This window comes from Alkalihalobacillus trypoxylicola, from assembly GCF_001590785.1.
GTDB lineage: Bacteria > Bacillota > Bacilli > Bacillales > Bacillaceae_D > Alkalihalobacillus > Alkalihalobacillus trypoxylicola.
Map to the genome: position 1 here is coordinate 334,068 of NZ_LTAO01000012.1, position 18,361 is coordinate 352,428.

Annotated in this window: 14 protein-coding genes, 4 tRNA genes and 1 other RNA gene; 15 read left to right on the forward strand and 4 right to left on the reverse strand. The window is 36.7% G+C overall.

The annotated features are described in order from the left end of the window. Positions 1-19: 19 nt before the first annotated feature. Together ispG and AZF04_RS08765 are read right to left on the reverse strand one after the other, a co-directional pair. Positions 20-1,123 carry a flavodoxin-dependent (E)-4-hydroxy-3-methylbut-2-enyl-diphosphate synthase gene (ispG, locus tag AZF04_RS08760; protein ID WP_045485878.1) on the reverse strand — a complete coding sequence of 368 codons (1,104 nt, stop codon included), beginning with the start codon at positions 1,121-1,123 and terminating at the stop codon, positions 20-22. A gap of 101 nt (positions 1,124-1,224) precedes the next feature. Further along, a complete protein-coding gene (locus AZF04_RS08765) occupies positions 1,225-1,572 on the reverse strand; it encodes a hypothetical protein (RefSeq protein WP_061948394.1) in 348 nt (115 codons plus the stop codon). Positions 1,573-1,690: 118 nt separating this feature from the next. Here AZF04_RS08765 and AZF04_RS08770 point away from each other — a divergent pair, with 118 nt between their 5' ends. From AZF04_RS08770 to AZF04_RS08780, 3 genes are all read left to right on the forward strand, one after another. Then, positions 1,691-2,896, forward strand: a complete 1,206-nt coding sequence (locus tag AZF04_RS08770; RefSeq protein ID WP_061948395.1) for an MFS transporter — start codon at positions 1,691-1,693, stop codon at positions 2,894-2,896. Between the two features lie 162 nt (positions 2,897-3,058). After that, positions 3,059-3,976, forward strand: coding sequence for a DUF1002 domain-containing protein (locus tag AZF04_RS08775; RefSeq protein ID WP_412459202.1), 918 nt, complete (start codon positions 3,059-3,061; stop codon positions 3,974-3,976). 132 nt (positions 3,977-4,108) lie between these two features. After that, complete coding sequence (locus tag AZF04_RS08780) at positions 4,109-4,780, forward strand: NfeD family protein (RefSeq protein ID WP_045485869.1); 672 nt, start codon at positions 4,109-4,111, stop codon at positions 4,778-4,780. A 74-nt stretch (positions 4,781-4,854) separates the two neighbouring features. On the opposite strand, the gene AZF04_RS08785 is transcribed toward AZF04_RS08780, so the two are convergent. After that, the gene (locus AZF04_RS08785; RefSeq protein WP_061948396.1) at positions 4,855-5,643 is read right to left on the reverse strand and encodes a DUF1189 domain-containing protein; all 789 of its coding nucleotides are present in this window, start codon (positions 5,641-5,643) and stop codon (positions 4,855-4,857) included. A gap of 212 nt (positions 5,644-5,855) precedes the next feature. Here AZF04_RS08785 and AZF04_RS08790 point away from each other — a divergent pair. The 8 genes from AZF04_RS08790 to AZF04_RS08825 all read left to right on the forward strand — a co-directional run bounded on the left by AZF04_RS08790 (position 5,856) and on the right by AZF04_RS08825 (position 10,996). Continuing rightward, positions 5,856-5,930 (forward strand) — tRNA-Asn (locus AZF04_RS08790). 6 nt (positions 5,931-5,936) lie between these two features. Next, positions 5,937-6,010 (forward strand) — tRNA-Met (locus AZF04_RS08795). A 24-nt stretch (positions 6,011-6,034) separates the two neighbouring features. Then, positions 6,035-6,111: transfer RNA gene (locus AZF04_RS08800), tRNA-Ile, on the forward strand. Between the two features lie 10 nt (positions 6,112-6,121). Continuing rightward, positions 6,122-6,211: transfer RNA gene (locus AZF04_RS08805), tRNA-Ser, on the forward strand. A gap of 259 nt (positions 6,212-6,470) precedes the next feature. Then, positions 6,471-7,079: a superoxide dismutase gene (locus tag AZF04_RS08810; RefSeq protein WP_061948397.1), complete on the forward strand. Its 609-nt coding sequence runs from the start codon at positions 6,471-6,473 to the stop codon at positions 7,077-7,079. A gap of 187 nt (positions 7,080-7,266) precedes the next feature. Continuing rightward, positions 7,267-8,562, forward strand: a complete 1,296-nt coding sequence (locus AZF04_RS08815) for an MFS transporter (protein WP_061948398.1) — start codon at positions 7,267-7,269, stop codon at positions 8,560-8,562. A gap of 78 nt (positions 8,563-8,640) precedes the next feature. After that, positions 8,641-8,820, forward strand: a non-coding RNA gene (gene ssrS, locus AZF04_RS08820) — 6S RNA. Between the two features lie 97 nt (positions 8,821-8,917). Next, complete coding sequence (locus tag AZF04_RS08825) at positions 8,918-10,996, forward strand: peptidoglycan D,D-transpeptidase FtsI family protein (RefSeq protein WP_082795230.1); 2,079 nt, start codon at positions 8,918-8,920, stop codon at positions 10,994-10,996. A 35-nt stretch (positions 10,997-11,031) separates the two neighbouring features. Here AZF04_RS08825 and AZF04_RS08830 read toward each other — a convergent pair whose 3' ends face one another. Then, positions 11,032-11,373 (reverse strand): hypothetical protein, encoded by a 342-nt coding sequence (locus AZF04_RS08830; protein ID WP_061948400.1) that lies wholly within the window; start codon positions 11,371-11,373, stop codon positions 11,032-11,034. A gap of 404 nt (positions 11,374-11,777) precedes the next feature. Here AZF04_RS08830 and AZF04_RS08835 point away from each other — a divergent pair, with 404 nt between their 5' ends. From AZF04_RS08835 to AZF04_RS08850, 4 genes are all read left to right on the forward strand, one after another. Continuing rightward, entirely contained in the window at positions 11,778-12,485 is a 708-nt protein-coding gene (locus AZF04_RS08835; RefSeq protein WP_082795229.1) for a DUF4912 domain-containing protein, read from the forward strand. A gap of 14 nt (positions 12,486-12,499) precedes the next feature. Further along, positions 12,500-15,286 carry a 1,4-alpha-glucan branching protein domain-containing protein gene (locus tag AZF04_RS08840; RefSeq protein WP_061948402.1) on the forward strand — a complete coding sequence of 929 codons (2,787 nt, stop codon included), beginning with the start codon at positions 12,500-12,502 and terminating at the stop codon, positions 15,284-15,286. Positions 15,287-15,299: 13 nt separating this feature from the next. Next, positions 15,300-17,699, forward strand: a complete 2,400-nt coding sequence (locus AZF04_RS08845; RefSeq protein WP_061948403.1) for a sugar phosphate nucleotidyltransferase — start codon at positions 15,300-15,302, stop codon at positions 17,697-17,699. Positions 17,700-17,796: 97 nt separating this feature from the next. Continuing rightward, positions 17,797-18,357 carry a hypothetical protein gene (locus AZF04_RS08850; RefSeq protein WP_153017239.1) on the forward strand — a complete coding sequence of 187 codons (561 nt, stop codon included), beginning with the start codon at positions 17,797-17,799 and terminating at the stop codon, positions 18,355-18,357. Positions 18,358-18,361 lie beyond the last annotated feature (4 nt).

The following is an 18,361-nucleotide window of genomic DNA, read 5'->3' on the forward strand; positions in this document are numbered from 1 at the left end:
GAAAAAGCATAAGCGTAGCTTATGCTTTTTCTAATTCTTTCTGCTTTGCATAATGTTCCTCTGCAAGCTTATCAATTTCAATTTTTAATTCTTCAACCATGGTTTCTTCGGGAACCTTACGAACGGTTTTCCCTTTCATAAATAGAAGACCTTCTCCTCTTGCACCTGCAATCCCAATATCCGCTTCTCTCGCTTCACCTGGTCCGTTTACGGCACAGCCTAAAACGGCTACTTTTAATGGAGCTTTAATTTTTGAGATATATTCTTCTACTTCATTAGCAATGCTGATTAAATCAATTTCAATACGTCCACAAGTTGGACATGAAATTAAGGTTGCAGCATTTGAGGCTAATCCAAATGTTTTTAGCAGCTCTCTAGCTACTTTTACTTCTTCTACAGGGTCAGCACTTAGAGAAATTCTCATCGTATTACCAATCCCCATATTTAAAATAGCACCTAAACCTGCAGCACTTTTAACGGTCCCAGCAAATAAAGTACCACTTTCTGTAATACCTAAATGAAGTGGATAATCAAATGCTTTCGCTGCTTTCTCATAGGCCTCTATTGCTAAATGAACATCTGATGCTTTCATCGAAACGATAATATCATGGAAATCTAAATCCTCTAATATTTTTATATGATGAAGAGCACTTTCCACCATGCCATCAGCTGTCGGATATCCATATTTTTCAAGGATTTTACGCTCTAATGATCCTGCGTTTACTCCAATTCGAATAGGGATTCCTTTTGCTTTTGCTGCTTGGACAACAGCCTCTACTTTTTCTCTTCTTCCAATATTTCCGGGATTAATTCTGATTTTGTCAGCTCCACCCTCTATTGCTTTAAGTGCGAGTTTATAATCAAAATGAATATCTACTACAAGGGGAATATTGATTCTTGCTTTGATATCAGCAATTGCTTCAGCTGCTCTCATATCTGGACATGCTACTCGGACGACTTGGCAACCAGCTTCTTCAAGTCGGTTAATTTCTGCGACCGTTGCTTCAACGTCGTGAGTTTTTGTTGTTGTCATACTTTGAATAACGATTTCATCATTTCCACCAATCGTCAAATTACCGACCTTGACTGGACGTGTTTTTGTACGATGTGTTAATTCGGTCATTGACCATTCGCTCCTTTTATTACGAGGACTGTAAATCTACTCGCTTAAGTTACAGTTTCATTTTATCAATGACCTTCTCTATTTGGCAAGAATAAACTTCTTTAGGAATCGTAGAGTGGGAAATAATAGGATTGACCAATTTGAATATGCTCTGGTTCTGTCCCGTTATTTAATTGCTTGAAATCATAAATGACCTCCTGGATTGTCGCTGGAATTGGGCCAGTATGTAAATGTTCAACTATCGATAATACGGTATAGCCAGGTTCAACAATGACTTCTTGAAAGGGTATAGGGTCTTGAAGTAACTCATTACTCCCCGCTTTTTCTGGCTGTATATCGTCAGCGATGGCAACTTGATCATTTTTTCCGGGTAAAGTACCTATCGTCAGATCATAATAAAGACTAGAGATCGTTACAATCACGAAAGCTAAAATCAATAATTTTTTCATAACTTGTCCTCCTCTTCATAAAAAAGATGCTCGTAGTAGTTTATGCTGAATTGGATATTTTTAGTACGAATATTTTTCTTGTAAAAACGACAAGTACATGAGGGAGGGAGCTCAATCGATGGAAGACACTAAATGGGTCACTTTTCATGCAGCTATACTAGGCTTGATTCCATTCATTATGGTTTTAGGGAATTCATTGTTCATACCCTTAGTACCTGATCTGCAAAAATCATTTGAGTTATCAGCATCAGAAGCTAGTATTTTCTTAGTTTCTTTTTCTTTACCGGCTGCTCTTGTCATTCCAATGAATCGATGGTTTTTATCGCGTCTGTCTCTTAAAGCCTTTATTTTTATCTCGTTAATAGTCATCATAGGGGGGATTGTTCTCTCTTTGTTATCTTTAATTCTTTCTTCCTATGTAGCTTTATTGACTGGACGTTTTATTCAAGGTGTTGGAGCTGGGTTAATAACTCCATTAGCTATGATGATCGCAGCAAATTGGTATGAAGGTAGAAAAAGAGGAGAAGTATTAGGGATTATAGAAGCATTTAATGGGTTAGCGAAGGTGGTGAGTCCATTAATCGGGTCATTTCTTTTGTTGCTAGCCAGCTGGTATTACAGTCTAATGGTTTTTCTGTTTTTTGTACTTATCACTTTTGCTGCGATGAGCTATTTATTTTCTGCTAATAAACAAAAAGACCATCAGCTTATAAAAGATAAAAAAGAATTTAGTGTTCTGGATTTCTGGCTTGAAAATCGATTTTTAGTTTTGCCGATTTTTGTAATTGGTGGTAGTGGAATGTTTTTATTATTCGGCTGGCTTTATTTTCTTTCCTTCCAAATGGAAGCTATGCATTTCTCGCACTTAATGATAAAAGGTTTTCTATTTGCACTGCCTTTAGCTATCTTTACTCTCTCCACATTTTTTATGGGTCGCTATATGTTTCAAATACCAGAAAATATCCTTTCTGCTATGAAAGTGACGGTAAGCTGTATGGTGCTAGCTTTTATTATTCAAATTTTATGGAATACTTTTTTTGGCTTGCTGCTTAGCCTTTCCGTCTTTTCGTTGAGCTTTGGAATGTTTTTACCTTTGGCAAGTCAGTGGATGGCAAGTCAACTTGCATCAAAAGATAGAGCCTATGCATTTACTTGGTATTCGATGATTAGATTTCTTGGAGTAGCATTGGGTCCGTTGTTATTTGGTCAGTGGCTTGAGAATGTTCTGCGCATGCAATTTTATTCATTAGCGATTATCGGTGTTAGTTTATTGTTTTTGCTTACATATTTGGAGCCCGATAAATCATGGATGCAAGAAGCATAATCTTCGATCTTTGAAAGAGTTTGATATTTTATGGAGATAAAAGCCTATGCTTTTTACAATTTTACAAATGTTAAAAGAGTGTTTTTAGGTCAAAAGACCCTTTTATTTTGTTGTAAAAAAATGTTTCCTAAGAGTAAGGCTCATTTATAAGTAGAAGGAAAAATGAGTCAAGCAGGTAAACTGCAAAAAGGGGTCGATGAAATGATAAAGAGAGCGAAATCAATTTTTCTAAGTTTATTAATTCTAACTTTATTATTACCTTCAGTAGCGCTAGCTGATGCAATTGAAGGTGAGGTCATTGTGACATTAGGTGAAGACTTAACTTCTGAACAGAAGCAAACTGTTTTAGATGATATGGGTGTGAAGGAAAGTGAAGTTGAAATTATTTACGTTTCGAATCAAGAAGAGCACCAATATCTAGGTGAATATGTTAATGCACAAACAATAGGTACAAGAGCCATTTCCTCTTCTAAAATTACGTTAGCAGGCAGTGGTGATGGAATTGTTGTAGATACTAATAATATTTATTGGGTTTCTGAAGGAATGTACGCGAATGCCCTCATTACGGCTGGAGTAGAGGATGCTGAAGTTTATGTGACCGCACCGTTTTCTGTGTCGGGAACGGGAGCATTAACAGGCTTAATTAAAGCGTATGAAGAGGTAACTGAACAGGAAATACCTGAAGAACAAAAACAAATCGCAAACGAAGAAATTGTTAAAACATCTGAACTTGGTGAATCGATTGGTGTTGATGAAGCAACAGAATTAATGAATCAAATTAAAGAAGAGATTGCAAATAATCCAGTCGAATCTGAAGACGATTTAAGAGAACTAATAAGAAGATTAGCCGAACAGCTTGGAGTGACACTTACAGACCAAGAACTTGATGGGTTAGTTTCGTTATTTATGCGTATGCAAAATTTAGATATTAACTGGGAGAATGTAAAGGATCAAATTTCAAAAGTTCGAGAGAATTTAGATGATATTTTAAGTAGTGAAGAAACGCGTAATTTTATTGATCGAGTTTTAGGTTTTTTCTCAAGCATCATTGATTCCATTAGAGGATGGTTTAGTTCATAATAAAAAGAGGGATTATCCCTCTTTTTTTTGTTTGTCCTATAAAGCAAGAAAAAGAACTGCTATAATAAATGTATAAAAGATGAAACAAAAATGATTTTGCATCGTATATGTAGTAAAGGAGGTTGAGAGCTGATGGAATGGCTAGATTATGGAGCAGTTGGTTTTATTGTCATTTTATTAGGTACATTGTTTTTGTTTGGTGAGCTTCTTGTTAAAGCAAAAGGATTATTTGCGATTTTAGGTATTGCCATTATGGCTACGTACTTTTCCTATCACTTAACAGGAGATACAGGCTTTTGGGTGATCATTTTATATGTAGTCGGATTAACGCTCATTATGATTGATGGTAAGTTTATTACAGATGGTACAGTTGCGATGATCGGCTTAATATTGATGATTGCTGGGCTTGCGATACCGTCACCGTCGTTTATATACGGATTATTAGTATCGATGGGCTTTTTAATGGGAGCTTTTGGAGCATTTTTATTCCTTAAAGTATTTCCTTCAAGACATATGTGGGATAAGATGACATTAAAAAATAAGCTTTCAAGTGATATGGGATACAATTCATTAAACGAAAGCTATAAAGAGCTGGTTGATAAAACTGGAACTACTCTAAGTCCTTTTAGACCAACAGGTACAGTTGAAATTGAAGGAGAAGCTTACAGTGCAACAAGTGGCGCTCATTGGGTAGAAGCGAATGTGAAAGTAAAAGTTGTTTCTGTTGATGGAACAAGAATCCTAATAAAAAAACTAGAGGACGAACCAGCACCAGAAACTCAGGATACTGAAAAAGTAGAGTAATTCGTTTTTAAACAAAACAAAAAAGTGAAATGGAGTTCGCTCCATTTCACTTTTTTTATTACTGTCTCTAACTATTATTGAGTGTGCTTTTGTATGGGGCGTCTTTTCGTTTTGGGTAAAGGAATTTGTCGAATAGCAATAAATATGAAGAATATCGCCATTATGACTAGAAAAATGGGCTGAAGACTTATAAAGGGATCAAGCCAGCCATATAAAATAATCGGTGTTGTTGATGAAAAGGCACTAATATTCCAAATTTGTTTATAAGTTAAAAATGTTCTTTTTCCTTTTAACAAAGGACCTAGGAGTGCTAGGATACTAATTCCTAAAAAAGCTAGTCCGAGTAACCCGGCATATATTAGAACAGAAATAACCGGTATTAAAACAGGGAGGAACCCTGTTAAATTGGAGATTTGCTCTTTTAATTCAATACTAGTCATCTCTTGAATTCCTAAAATCGCGTAAGAGAATTCTTGAGCTTCTCCACTATCAAAGGAAACGAGACCGTTTTTTTGAATAGCAACGCCTTTTTCATAATCATGTAAGTTTTCTAGAGTCAGGTCATTTTGAGGGTCGAAAATTAAATATCCGGTCGTATCAGAATATTCAATGGTAGGTTCGACTTGCTCGCTTATTAATTCATTCCATTGAATGGTAAAAGGGGGCAATTCATTTTCTACTAACGTATTTAATTGATTTAAATGGTGAGTTAAAGAAACAGCTAATAAAATGATGAAAGGCAGGCAAGCTATAGCTACTGTTATTGTGACATGAAGGATAGCTTTTGTAATAGGTAAAAGTCGACTATATGCCATCACCTTAAATTTGTACAAGGTTTGATAAAATAGTGAAAAAAAACTCATTGGTTTCTCCTTTCAAAAGTAAAGCACCTCAATTATCATATCAATTTAAATGAAATGCGACAATTAATATAAAACTAATTTAATCGTATTGTGAACTCGTACTTGTTGTTTTTTAGTACGTATGATACATTAATAAAGAAGTTGGAAAAAGTTTTTTTGAAAAAAGTATTGCTTAATTATCAACATCATGTTAATATAATTCTTGTCGTTATTCCACAGTAGCTCAGTGGTAGAGCAATCGGCTGTTAACCGATCGGTCGTAGGTTCGAGTCCTACCTGTGGAGCCATAATAAGGCGGTGTAGCTCAGCTGGCTAGAGCGTACGGTTCATACCCGTGAGGTCGGGGGTTCGATCCCCTCCGCCGCTACTTACAAGCATACATATACAGCATGGACCCTTAGCTCAGTTGGTTAGAGCACTCGGCTCATAACCGATTGGTCGTAGGTTCGAGTCCTACAGGGTCCACCATCTTGTTTTTGGAGGAATACCCAAGTCCGGCTGAAGGGATCGGTCTTGAAAACCGACAGGCGGGTTAAACCGCGCGGGGGTTCGAATCCCTCTTCCTCCGTTTTAAAGAAGTCGTCATGATTGACGGCTTTTTTTGATCATAAAAAGGATTGAAAACGATCGGATAAGGGAATAGTAAACGAGGAAACAAAGTAACAAATAAAATAAAAAAAGTTAACTTTTTAAAATTTAATGAGCATTAGGATTGCAGAATATCAGAAACTCTGATAATGTAATAATTGCCAGACTTAATAAACATTTTTGTTTAGAAAGTCAGCTGGAATTTAAAATTTTGATGAACATTTAAGGAGGATTTTATTATGGCATACGAATTACCACAATTACCTTATGCAGCAAACGCACTTGAACCTCACATTGATGAGCAGACAATGAATATTCATCATGGAAAGCACCATCAAACATATGTAACAAAATTAAATGCAGCACTTGAAGGGCATGAAGCACTAGCAAGCAAAAGCATTGAAGAGCTAGTAGCGAACCTAGACGCTGTTCCTGAAAGCATTCGCACAGCTGTTCGAAATAATGGTGGTGGACATGCTAACCACACATTATTCTGGGAGCTTCTTTCTCCAAATGGTGGTGGCGAGCCTAAAGGTGAAGTAGCCAACGCTATTACTTCTACTTTTGGAAGCCTAGACACTTTCAAAGAAAAATTTGCTGATGCAGCTGCTAACCGTTTTGGTTCTGGTTGGGCATGGTTAGTTGTATCTAACGGTTCGCTTGAAATTACAAGCACACCAAACCAAGATACTCCATTATCAGAAGGCAAAACGCCAATTCTTGGATTAGATGTTTGGGAGCATGCTTATTACCTAAACTATCAAAATCGTCGTCCTGACTACATTGGTGCATTCTGGAATGTAGTAAATTGGGATAAAGTAGAAGAGCTTTACCAAGCTGCAAAATAACCATTCGCTTATAGCAAAGGGCTACCTAAAAAAGTCATGGAAACTGACTTTAAGGGTAGCTCTTTTTTATCATTCATAAAGTTTAAGAATGAAGAGATTTCTCTTTTTAACTCTTTTAAATACCAATTATTTGGAAAGTATAACGCTATCTTCTTAGAACAAACTAAGTTTGAAGGTGGTGGAGCTTTTGAAAAAAGCCTTACTAACAAAAGTTATAGGGGATGTAGAAGTAACAAAGGATTTGATTTTGCTTTTAGTTATTGGTGGTTTGTATGCTTTAAGTATTGCGTTATCAAATACCTTTGTAAACGTTTATTTATGGAAGCAATCAGGTGAATTTATTGACTTGGCGCTTTATAATTTAAGCTCGGTCATTTTTCAACTACTTACTTTTATTTTAGCAGGCCGTTGGGCGAAGAAGTTTGATCGAATTATTGTGTTACGCTTAGGGGTTATCTTTTTATCGATCTTTTTTTTTACGGTTCTCTTTTTAGGAACGCAAGCCAATCAATACTTAATCCTCCTAGGAGCTTTAATAGGAACCGGATTTGGCTTTTATTGGTTAGCGTTTAATGTGTTAACCTTTGAAATAACTGAACCTGATACGAGAGATTTTTTTAATGGCTTTTTAGGTCTGCTTACTTCATTTGCAGGAATGATTGGTCCCATTCTTTCAGGTGTAGTCATTACAAGAATGGAGCAGTTTACTGGCTATACCGTCATTTTTGCTGTTTCATTAGGTTTATTTGTACTTTCCGTTTTATTAAGCTTTTTACTAAAAAGAAGATCGGCAAAAGGCCAGTTCTTTTTCAAGAGAATTGTGCAGGAGCGGAAAAATAATAAAAACTGGCGTCACATTCTTCATGCTCATTTCTTTCAAGGTTTACGAGAAGGAACCTTTATGTTTGTAATTACGGTCTGGGTTTATATTGTTACGCAAAGTGAGCTTGCATTAGGTACATATGGTTTGGTTGCCTCCGCTGTCCAATTTTGTGCTTATTATGTAGTCACAAGGTTTGTAAAACCCAAATACCGTAAAAAATCAATTTTATTAGGCGGGATTATTCTGTATGCAGCAATTTTCCTTATTGCATTTAAGCTGTCTTTTCCCCTTCTAATTACTTATGGAGTGGTGATCTCAATTGCCTATCCATTACTCTTAGTGCCGTATTTGTCTTTAACCTACGATGTGATAGGGAAGGCATGGAAAGCGGCAGAAATGCGAATTGAATATATTGTAGTCCGTGAGGTATTCTTAAATTTGGGGAGAATGATTTCAGTGTTAGCGTTTATTTTGACGATTTCTTTTTTTCCAGAAGAAAAAGCCATTCCCATTCTTTTATTAATTTTGGGAGCAGGACATTCCGTCATTTATTTCTTTGTTCGGCATATCCGTTTTCCAAAACCAAATGAAGGAAGACCAGTCCCATTTTCGACACAAAGAAACGGTGAAAACGGAAGTACGGGAGGCACGACGGTTTAATAAAATCGACACAATAAGGAAGGTCTTGTCCCTTTGACAGAGTCGATCATTATGTTATAATTTAAACTACAAACAAGGAATAGCCTGCCATGTTAGTGAGCTTTATTTTGTTTCGAACCTTGTTTTCAAAAAGGGAGCTTTATATGCAATGTTAGACAACATGCCAATTACTTTGGACGTTGAACGATATTCTGCGAGCACCCACCTACGAGTGTAGGTTCATGAAACAACGTTAGCAACGGCATACGCGGGTTTTGACTGTAGAAGTGATGAATAGGCACCTTTATATTAGGTGTCTATTGTTTTGTATACATAGAAAGTAAGTGGGACTTTAAAGCAATAAGAGGTGAATGAGTTGGAAAAAAAGAAGCAGCCAAGAAAGAAAAGGCAAATCCCAGTTCGATTAAATGTATTATTTTTTGGTGTTTTTATATTGTTCTCCATTCTTATATTACGGCTTGGCTTTGTTCAAATTGTTCAAGGGGAAGAGTACTTAAAAGAATTGGAACGAACGAGTAATTCAACAGCTAGAATTGATGCTCCAAGAGGGATTATGTATGATAGTCAAAATCAAATTGTCGTAGATAATGAATTAGTCCTATCGCTAACCTATACGAATCCTTCCCAACAAACGAGAGCTCCAGAAATGATTGCTTTAGCGGAGAAGATAGAGGAGCTCATTGATATTGAAACCGATAGTGTGAGAGACTTTACTAAGCGAGAGTATTTGCTCGCTCGTAAGACGGTGGAGGAAGTAAATGCTCTTACCGAAGACGAGGACGAGGAGGATCTCAAAGGTCTCGAACCAAATCAGATTTTTAGATTGCAAATTGACTTAATACCAGAAGAAGAAATTGAAAATTTAACAGAGCAAGAGCTACGAGTGATTGCTATTTATCAAGAGATGGCAAGTGGTTATGCGAATACGCCACAGCGAATCAAAAAGGATATTACGGCAGAAGAAGCCCACATCGTGTCCGAGCGATTAGATGATTTGCCTGGAATTGATATTTTAAGAGATTCAGAAAGAAAGTATGTGTATGGAGATACGTTAAATACGATATTCGGTAGAACAGGTGCGATTCCGAGAGAGCAAATTGATTCATATTTAGCGAAAGGCTATGCTCGTTCTGACTTAGTAGGCACAAGCTTTTTAGAGCTTCAATATGAGGATGCGCTCCGAGGCGAAAAAGCGGTCGTTGAGAATATTACGACAACGAGTGGCAATACAACAAACCGAGAGACGAATGAGAAATTAGGTAGTCGTGGTAATGACCTCGTTTTATCAATTGATATGGAATACCAGCAGCTACTAGAAGAGAGCTTAGAAAAGCATGTAAACGCAGGAGCACGAAGCTTTATTTATGATCGCGGTGCTTATGCGATTGCGATGAATCCAACTACAGGAGAAATCCTTGGTTTAGCTGGCTATCATAACCCTGTCAATGAAGAAGCTTATTTTGATTATAATGGGGTCATCAATCATAGCTTTGAAATGGGCTCAACCGTCAAGGCGGCATCGGTGCTTACCGGCTTTCAAACCGGTGTTATGACGGAAGGAACGTATGTAAATGATAGACCGCTTACTCTTCCAGGTGCTACGATTCAATCTGTTACTCGAATGGGTAATGTCAACTATCAAACGGCGTTAGAGCGCTCCTCGAACATTTATATGGTCGAAATTGCCCTACGACTTGCGAAATATAACGGAAGCTTTAATCCGGATAATTATTTACCAGTGTTTGATACAGTCCGATATTACTTTAATCAATTCGGCTTAGGAGTGGATACAGGTGTTGATTTACCATCCTCGGCAATCGGATTAAATGGTGGGTATGCATTGCCTGGTAATTTAGGCTATTTTATGATAGGTCAATTTGATACGTATACATCACTACAAATGGTTCAATATATTTCGACGATTGCTAATGGCGGCTATCGTATGCAGCCTTATTTCGTTTCGGAAATTCGCGAGCCTTCAACAAATAAGGATGAATTAGGGGCGATTATTAAAAAAAATGAACCAACGATTCTTAATCGAGTTGATATGTCCGATCAAATGATTTCTAATGTTCAATCAGCATTAGAGCGAGTCGTTCATAGTAGCCAAGGAACGGCGAGTAGTAGACCAAACAACCCTTATCGTTTAGAGACGATGGTTAATCATGATTTTCGTCATGCGGCCAAAACAGGAACAGCTCAGGTGAAGGTAACGGTTGGAGATGGTTCAACGAGAGATGGAAACAATCAAGCGCTTGTTGGTTATGCACCAGCCAATAATCCCGAAATTGCTTATGCAATCGTTGTTCCGGGTGTAGTAACTCAAGGTGCATCACAAATTAGTCAGCAAATTGGTGCAGATATGATCAATCACTATTTCGACTTAAAAGAATCAAGACAGGGTGCAACTCCTGTTGAAAATGAAGATGAATAAGAAAAAAAGCATTTGTCAACAAGACAAATGCTTTTTTAGATTTTGTCATTTTTCATAATCGAGGTGACTTCATCTTTTGTTAAATTGGTTTCAGATGCAATTTGTTCGAGCGTATATCCCTTCGTATAATAGAAAAAAACATCCTCTGTCAGCTTTGCACGAGCTGTTTTTTTATGTGCGGGCTTTTTTTTGTCTGGTAGTATGATTTGGCTTTCGAGCTCAGATAAGCGCTTTTTTAATTGATAAACATCCTGCATATGAGTAATCGTTAGCTCATCAAGCTCTTTTGCTAGTGTTTTCGTTCGATCTTCACGAAAGTAGGAGAGAATGATTAATAAAATGGCAAAAATCAGTAATGCTAATATAGCCCATGGCATAGTGACACAACCTTTCACACTTTACACGTCTTTTTGTTTATATCGGTTTATTGTCATGAAATTAAATGACAGGAAGAAAAACTAACAAACTTTTTTCCAACAAAAAATATAAGAATTTTTATGTAAACGCTTTAAACAGGCTAGAGAAAATAAAAACAGCTGAAACATCGACATCTCGACAATAATCTACGTATGAGACGAGTGGTTTTTCGACAAAGTTCCAGTTGTTTTTTATGTCGAAATATTTTTATTCTTAGGTTTAACGCTGGATTTAAGGCTATTGTGATTTTTCGACAAAGTTCCGATCTTTTTATTTGTTGATCTACCGTGTATGATAATAATAACCTTTAAGAAATAGATAGTTTAACTTTGTAATGTAAAAAAAGACAACTTAAAAATAGGAGGTGGTTGATCTGATCGAAGAAGTGATTGAACTACGAGAGAAAGGCTATTCATTTCGTAAAATTGCTGAAAAATTAGGAACGACAGTAGGAAAAGTTCAATACCGTTATCATAAATTTCACGAGCAATACCAAAAGCAGAATCCTCACACTCAACAAACACTAGAAAAAACATTCATCAATCAGCAACAAAAACAAATATTACCACACAACCAAACTTTATGCAAAGCCTACCAAGAGCCACCTTCATTTTATGACGAAAATCAAATCTCACTCTTTTCGAAAAATTCCTTTGTTTTATATACCTACTGGGATTTTAAACAATCAACTCAACATATGCTAGAGCATCACCTGCGCCAGAAATGGTCGAATATCGATAAGAAATTAATCGTTTATGATATTACAGCGATTCATTTTGATGGACACAACGCTCACCAATATCAATGTATTTCACTACCCGAAATGACGAATAATTGGTTTATTACGGGTGTAAAGCCTAGTAGGACATATATTGTCGATTTTGCGATTGAAACGGAACAAAAGCGTATTTTAACCGTTTTACGGTCAAATCCAATTGATACTCCTCGTTTGAAGGAGACTGAAAAAGGCTTATTAGAGCAAAGCGTTCATAATTGGAAAACAGGACAAGTACAAGAGGTAGAATGGTTAGAAAACTTTAGCTCGTACAGTTATTATGATTTTGTGAAATAGGAGTTGATTGGAAGATGAAGGAAGGTTACTTTTCGCTTGTTCTTCATGCTCACCTTCCTTATGTTTGTCATTTAGAGGAAGACCGATTAGAAGAACGTTGGGTATTTGAAGCATTAACTGAAACATATATTCCCTTAATTTGGGCTTTAGAATCAGCTCAGGTAAAAGGAGCGGTGACAATTTCTTTTTCACCTCCTCTAATGGAGATGCTAGCGGATCAAAGAATACAAGAGCGGTATTGGAAACATCTAGAAAACACAGAGAAGCTGATTAAAAAAGAATTAGAACATACAGAAGAAAAGGAGCAACAAAGGCTGGTTGAATTTTATCAAAGCCGTTTTCATAAAATAAAGACTTATTTTCGAAAATATAATCGGAATATTCTGAATGCTTATTGTGATCTTAAGGAAAAAAAACTGGTAACGTTAATGACTTCAGCTGCCACTCATGCTTTCTTGCCTTATGTACAAAGTGAAGCTGGAGTGCGTTCCCAAATAAGAGAGGGTATTCGTTGCTTTGAAAAGCATTTTAATGAAAAGCCTTTAGGCTTTTGGTTGCCAGAATGTGCTTTTGCTCCAGGTATCGATAAAATTTTAGTAGAAGAGGGTATCCGCTATACCTTTGTTGACGAGCATGCGATATTAAGTGCTGATCCAAAACCAGATAAAGATAGTAGAGCGCCTATTTATTCACCACACGGATTAGTCATGTTTCCGAGGCATACAGCACTATCAAGTAAGGTTTGGAGTTCAACATTTGGCTATCCAGGTGATGTTGATTATCGAGAATTTTATCGAGATATCGGCTATGACAGAGATTGGAATTATATAAAGCCATTTGTACATCCAGAAGGCATTAGAGTGGATACGGGGCTCAAATTCAAAAGAGTAACCTCTCATGAGACGGAGGAGAAGGAGAATTATGTAAGAGAATGGGCGATGAACAAAGTCCAGCAACATTCCTACGATTATATTTACTCTATTAATGAAGAAGTAAACAAACATGGCGATCAACATTATCCACCCTATTTGATGGTCGCACCGTTTGATGCAGAGCTTTTTGGACATTGGTGGTTTGAGGGGCCTGAATGGATTGAGGCACTGTTAACAAATGGAAAAGAATTGATATCCTTTATTACCCCAGAGGAGTTCGTTCATCGGCATTATTATGATTTTACAACCTCTCATCTTTCTTTTTCTACCTGGGGAAGGGACGGTTATGGTGAAGTATGGCTTAATGAAAAAAATGCTTTTCTTTATCGACATTATCACCAAATGGAGAGAAAGCTTATTCAGGCTCTTGCTCTTTTTTCAAATCCTCATCACGAACAGAAAAGGGCCATGCAGCAAATGGTTAGAGAATGGATGCTGGCAGTCAGTAGTGATTGGGCATTCATATTAGATAATCAGAGTGCTTCTCAATATGCAAACGAACGGTTTAGTGTACATTTACAGCGATTTAATGACTTACAAGAAAAACTGTATACAGGTAAGTTAACTTCATCTTATTTAGAAGAAATGGAAAATCAATTTCCTTTTTTAATCGAGATAGATGAGCAAATGTTCCTTTCTAAGCATGATCAGTATAGTCAAAAGAAGATTGATTATGAGCACAACCCAAATAAAGGAAAGAAAAAAATCCTAATGCTGTCGTGGGAGTTTCCTCCAATGATGGTTGGTGGACTTTCAAGGCATGTATTTGATTTAAGTAAGAAGCTCGTAAAAAAAGGTCATGAAGTACATGTCATTACCACTCATATTGAGGGATATCCGGCTTATGAACGAAATCAGGATATTCACGTACATCGCATAAAATCCTATCAGCCAAAAGCAGAAAACTTTTTCGATTGGGTTGGAAGCTTAAATTTTGCTATGGTAGCAGCGGTTGAAAAGTTATCACGAGCGATAACCTTTGATATCATTCACGCACATGATTGGCTCGTTTGCGTAGCGGCAAAGTCGTTAAAGAAACAGCTTCAAAAGCCCCTTCTTGTGACCATACATGCTACGGAGCATGGAAGAAATCATGGCATTCATAACTCTTTGCAATTTGATATTAATCAAAAGGAATGGGAGCTTACTTATGAAGCCGATCGACTAATCGTTTGTAGTCGCTATATGTATAAAGAGGTAATCGACATTTTCTCCTTACCAAAAGAAAAAATAGCCATTATTCCAAATGGTGTTGAGTATGAAAGCTTACAAAGGAATGAAATCAATCATACTCATCTTAATCAAACAATGACGGTTTTTTCGGTCGGTCGGATCGTAAAAGAGAAGGGATTTGAAACCATCATTTATGCAGCGGAAAAAATTAAGCATCAAAATCTGCCATTTACCTTCAAAATTGCAGGGAAAGGGCCAATGCTTGATTATTACCGCCAATTGATAAAGGAGAAAAATCTAGAGAATTATATAGACTTTCTTGGATTTGTTACAGATGAAGAAAGGAATAGAGCGTTTTTATCTTGTCATGCCGTCTTGTTTCCAAGCTTATATGAGCCCTTCGGTATTGTGGCATTAGAAGGGATGGCGGCAGGTAGACCAACGATTGTATCGGATACGGGTGGTTTTGCAGATATCATTCGACATCGAGAAAATGGATTAAAAATGATACCAGGGCATGTGGATAGTTTAATCGATCAATTACAGACTTTATATCATGATCCGTTATTAAGAGAGTCTCTAGTTGAAGAAGCTTTATATGAAGTACAGCACCAATATAATTGGGGTACTATTGCGGATCAAACGTTAAAAGAAATGGAACAATGCTTATCAACTAATCTAATAGCAAAACCATAGAGGAGGCGGTAGTGTGAAAGGTGTCATTATGGCAGGTGGAAAAGGAACAAGACTTAGACCTTTAACTTGTAACAGACCAAAACCAATGGTCCCATTATTAGAAAAGCCCGTTATGCAATATAGTATTGAGTGGTTAAAAAGATATGGAATTACCGAAATCGCTGTAACCATTCAATATTTACCTGATGAAATTAAAGATTATTTTGGGGATGGATCTGATTTTGGTGTGAAATTAACCTATTTTGAAGAAACGACACCTTTAGGCACTGCAGGAAGCGTCAAACAAGCGGAATCCTTTTTAGATGAACGATTTGTGGTTGTTAGTGGTGATGCGCTAACCGATTTTTCTTTAAGTGATAGCCTTGAATTTCACCATCAAAAAAATAGCTTAGTCACTATTTTAATGAAACAAGTGGAGGACCCTACAGAATTTGGCGTCATTATGACGAACAAAGAACATGAAATTATTCGTTTTTTAGAAAAGCCAAATTGGAGTGAGGTATTTAGTGATACGGTGAATACTGGAATTTACATTATGGAGCCTGAAGTGTTTCATTATATTAAAGGAAATCAAATGGTAGATTTCAGTAAAGATGTTTTTCCTGAAATACTAAAATCGAATAAAAGATTTATGGGGTATCACGCAAAGGGCTATTGGTCTGATATCGGTAATATTGAGCAATATCGCCAAGCACAATTTGATATGTTGAATGGTAAAGTGAAGGTCGAACTACAAGGTAAGTTAAAAGGAGCTTCAACCTGGGTTGACCGTGAAAGCAACATTGAAGATGGGGTTGAATTGATTGAGCCTGTCTATATTGGTAAAAAAGTGAAAATCAAAAAAGGAGCAAAAATTGGTCCTTTTGCGGTAATTGGTTCACATACTATAGTCGATCATTTATCCTCGATTAAGCATTCCATTGTTTGGGATCATACTTATATAGGAAAACAGAATGAAATAAGAGGGGTAACGATTTGTGAACAGACGCAAACTCATGCCAATGCTCAAATGTATGAAGGAGCAATCATTGGCTCGCATGTTCACATTGATGAAAGAGTGACGATAAGACCTGATGTTAAGCTTTGGCCATATAAAAAAATTCTAGCAGGATTAACCGTTTCTCAATCTTTAGTTTGGAATGAAAGAAAAGTAGTGAATTCTCTTTTTAAAGGACATCGACTTGAGGGTACGGCTAATGTAGAGATGACACCAGACTTTGTTTCAAAGGTAGGTTTAGCATTTGGTGGGTTAGTAAAAAAAGATAAAAACATCTATTTAGCCGCAGACGGTCATGCCTTCTCCAATTTATTAAAGCTATCGATCTCGCAAAGCATTCAGGCGACAGGAAAGGATATTCGTGATATTGGAAAAACAGCCCTGCCCATTTTCCGTGCAGTTGTAGAGCATGAAAAAGGGGCTGGTGGTCTGTTCATAAAGGTGGATGAGGAAAATCCAAGAAATATAACACTCGAGTTTTATGGGGAGAAGGGATTACCTCTTCACTCTAAGGAAATACGTGAAATGGAAAAAGCGATAGCTTCAGACTCTTATCACTTAGCATCGTATGAAGATGTAGGAGGATACGCAAGAGAGATAGCAGCAGAACAACAGTATATTAATCGATTAACCTCTGCTATTGAGGTCAGTCCTATTCGCAATCGTTCATGGAAAATAGCAATCATTGAAAAAGGAAACGTTGAAGCGATTCAGCTTTTATTTCATACTTTAAATGCGCATATTGTGACAGCTCCTTCGACTTTTTCAGAAGAAGAGTTTTCTCAATTTGTTGTGTCACATCATGCAGATATTGGCTTTATATTTGACCAAAATTTAGAATTTGTAAAATTATTTGCTCATGATGGTTCTAAGGTTAAGGAAGAGGAACAAATGGCTTTGTTTGTCTATCTAGAGTTACTAAAGGGAGAGAGAGATACAGTTGCCATCCCTATCTATCAAGGTGAAACACTTGAAAAGTTTGCGGCTAGCTTTGAAAAGCAGGTTGTGCGTACGAAATTGACAAGAAGGTTAATAATGGAGGCAGAAGGTACCGTTCAAGTCTGTTCATTTGATGCTATTTATGCAGTTAGCCAATTATTGAACACATTGACCATCCATTCACGATCTTTAACGGATGTTGTGATAGCTTTACCAATTGAAACGATTTATCGAGAAGAAGTGACGTGCCACATCGAAAAAAAAGGCATGGTTATGCGTAAATTAATGGAATTATTTAAAGGAAAGCAATTAGAAATGTCAGAGGGCTTAAAAGTTTCTCATCAGGAAGGAGGTTGGACATTCATTGTACCTTCTCAGGATGAACCCATTTTTACCATTTACTCAAAAGCACCAGAACTCATTATGGCCAAACGCTTTACCCAAAAATACGTGGAAGAAATTAAACAAATCAAGTAGTAATCAGCAGTATTGGAAAAAAAGCTATCCTCATTTACAGCCTAATCTTACATTTTATTTACCTCAAACCCATCTAAAAATGGAGACGGGGTTATGGGTGAATCATGAATGTACATGGCTTAATGAAGAGGAGTGGATTATTTCTGTTGGAATCAATCAAACCAATACATGGGTTAGAAGTACAGCCTATCATAAAAAATGGAAAATCCATTTAAATTTTAGAGATTATTGGATGAAAAATAGAAATACGTTTATTCGAGAATTCGAAGTCAGTAATCAAGGAGAAGCTGAAAAAAATATTCAACTATTGATTCATTCGTTTTCTTTTAAAGGTCAAGATACTCATGATGCAACCACCTACTACTCTGCTAAAAACGAAGCATTAATTCATTATAAAAAAAACCGATATTCCTTATTTAGTGCAAGCCTAGAGCCATCTCAGTTTTTATTTTGTAGTGCAGGTAGCATCCGCAAAATTTGGGACGGAGAAAAAGGGAAGTTATTGTATATGCCTCTATATTCAGATGGTCAAGAAAGCCTCATTTCAATGCCTATGACGATTCAACCTAACGAACAGAAAAAAGGAAGGGTATGGGGGATTACTGACCATTGCTTGTTGAAAATATTACGAGAGCATCTATATGTTCAAGCAAATTAGCATG

Bases quoted from the DNA above. Each gene is read 5' to 3' on its own strand.
- AZF04_RS08810 (WP_061948397.1), top strand. From the start codon at position 6,471: ATGGCATACGAATTACCACAATTACCTTATGCAGCAAACGCACTTGAA.
- AZF04_RS08785 (WP_061948396.1), bottom strand. From the start codon at position 5,643: ATGAGTTTTTTTTCACTATTTTATCAAACCTTGTACAAATTTAAGGTG.
- AZF04_RS08780 (WP_045485869.1), top strand. From the start codon at position 4,109: ATGGAATGGCTAGATTATGGAGCAGTTGGTTTTATTGTCATTTTATTA.
- AZF04_RS08840 (WP_061948402.1), top strand. From the start codon at position 12,500: ATGAAGGAAGGTTACTTTTCGCTTGTTCTTCATGCTCACCTTCCTTAT.
- AZF04_RS08830 (WP_061948400.1), bottom strand. From the start codon at position 11,373: ATGCCATGGGCTATATTAGCATTACTGATTTTTGCCATTTTATTAATC.
- AZF04_RS08765 (WP_061948394.1), bottom strand. From the start codon at position 1,572: ATGAAAAAATTATTGATTTTAGCTTTCGTGATTGTAACGATCTCTAGT.
- ispG (WP_045485878.1), bottom strand. From the start codon at position 1,123: ATGACCGAATTAACACATCGTACAAAAACACGTCCAGTCAAGGTCGGT.
- AZF04_RS08770 (WP_061948395.1), top strand. From the start codon at position 1,691: ATGGAAGACACTAAATGGGTCACTTTTCATGCAGCTATACTAGGCTTG.
- AZF04_RS08775 (WP_412459202.1), top strand. From the start codon at position 3,059: ATGAGTCAAGCAGGTAAACTGCAAAAAGGGGTCGATGAAATGATAAAG.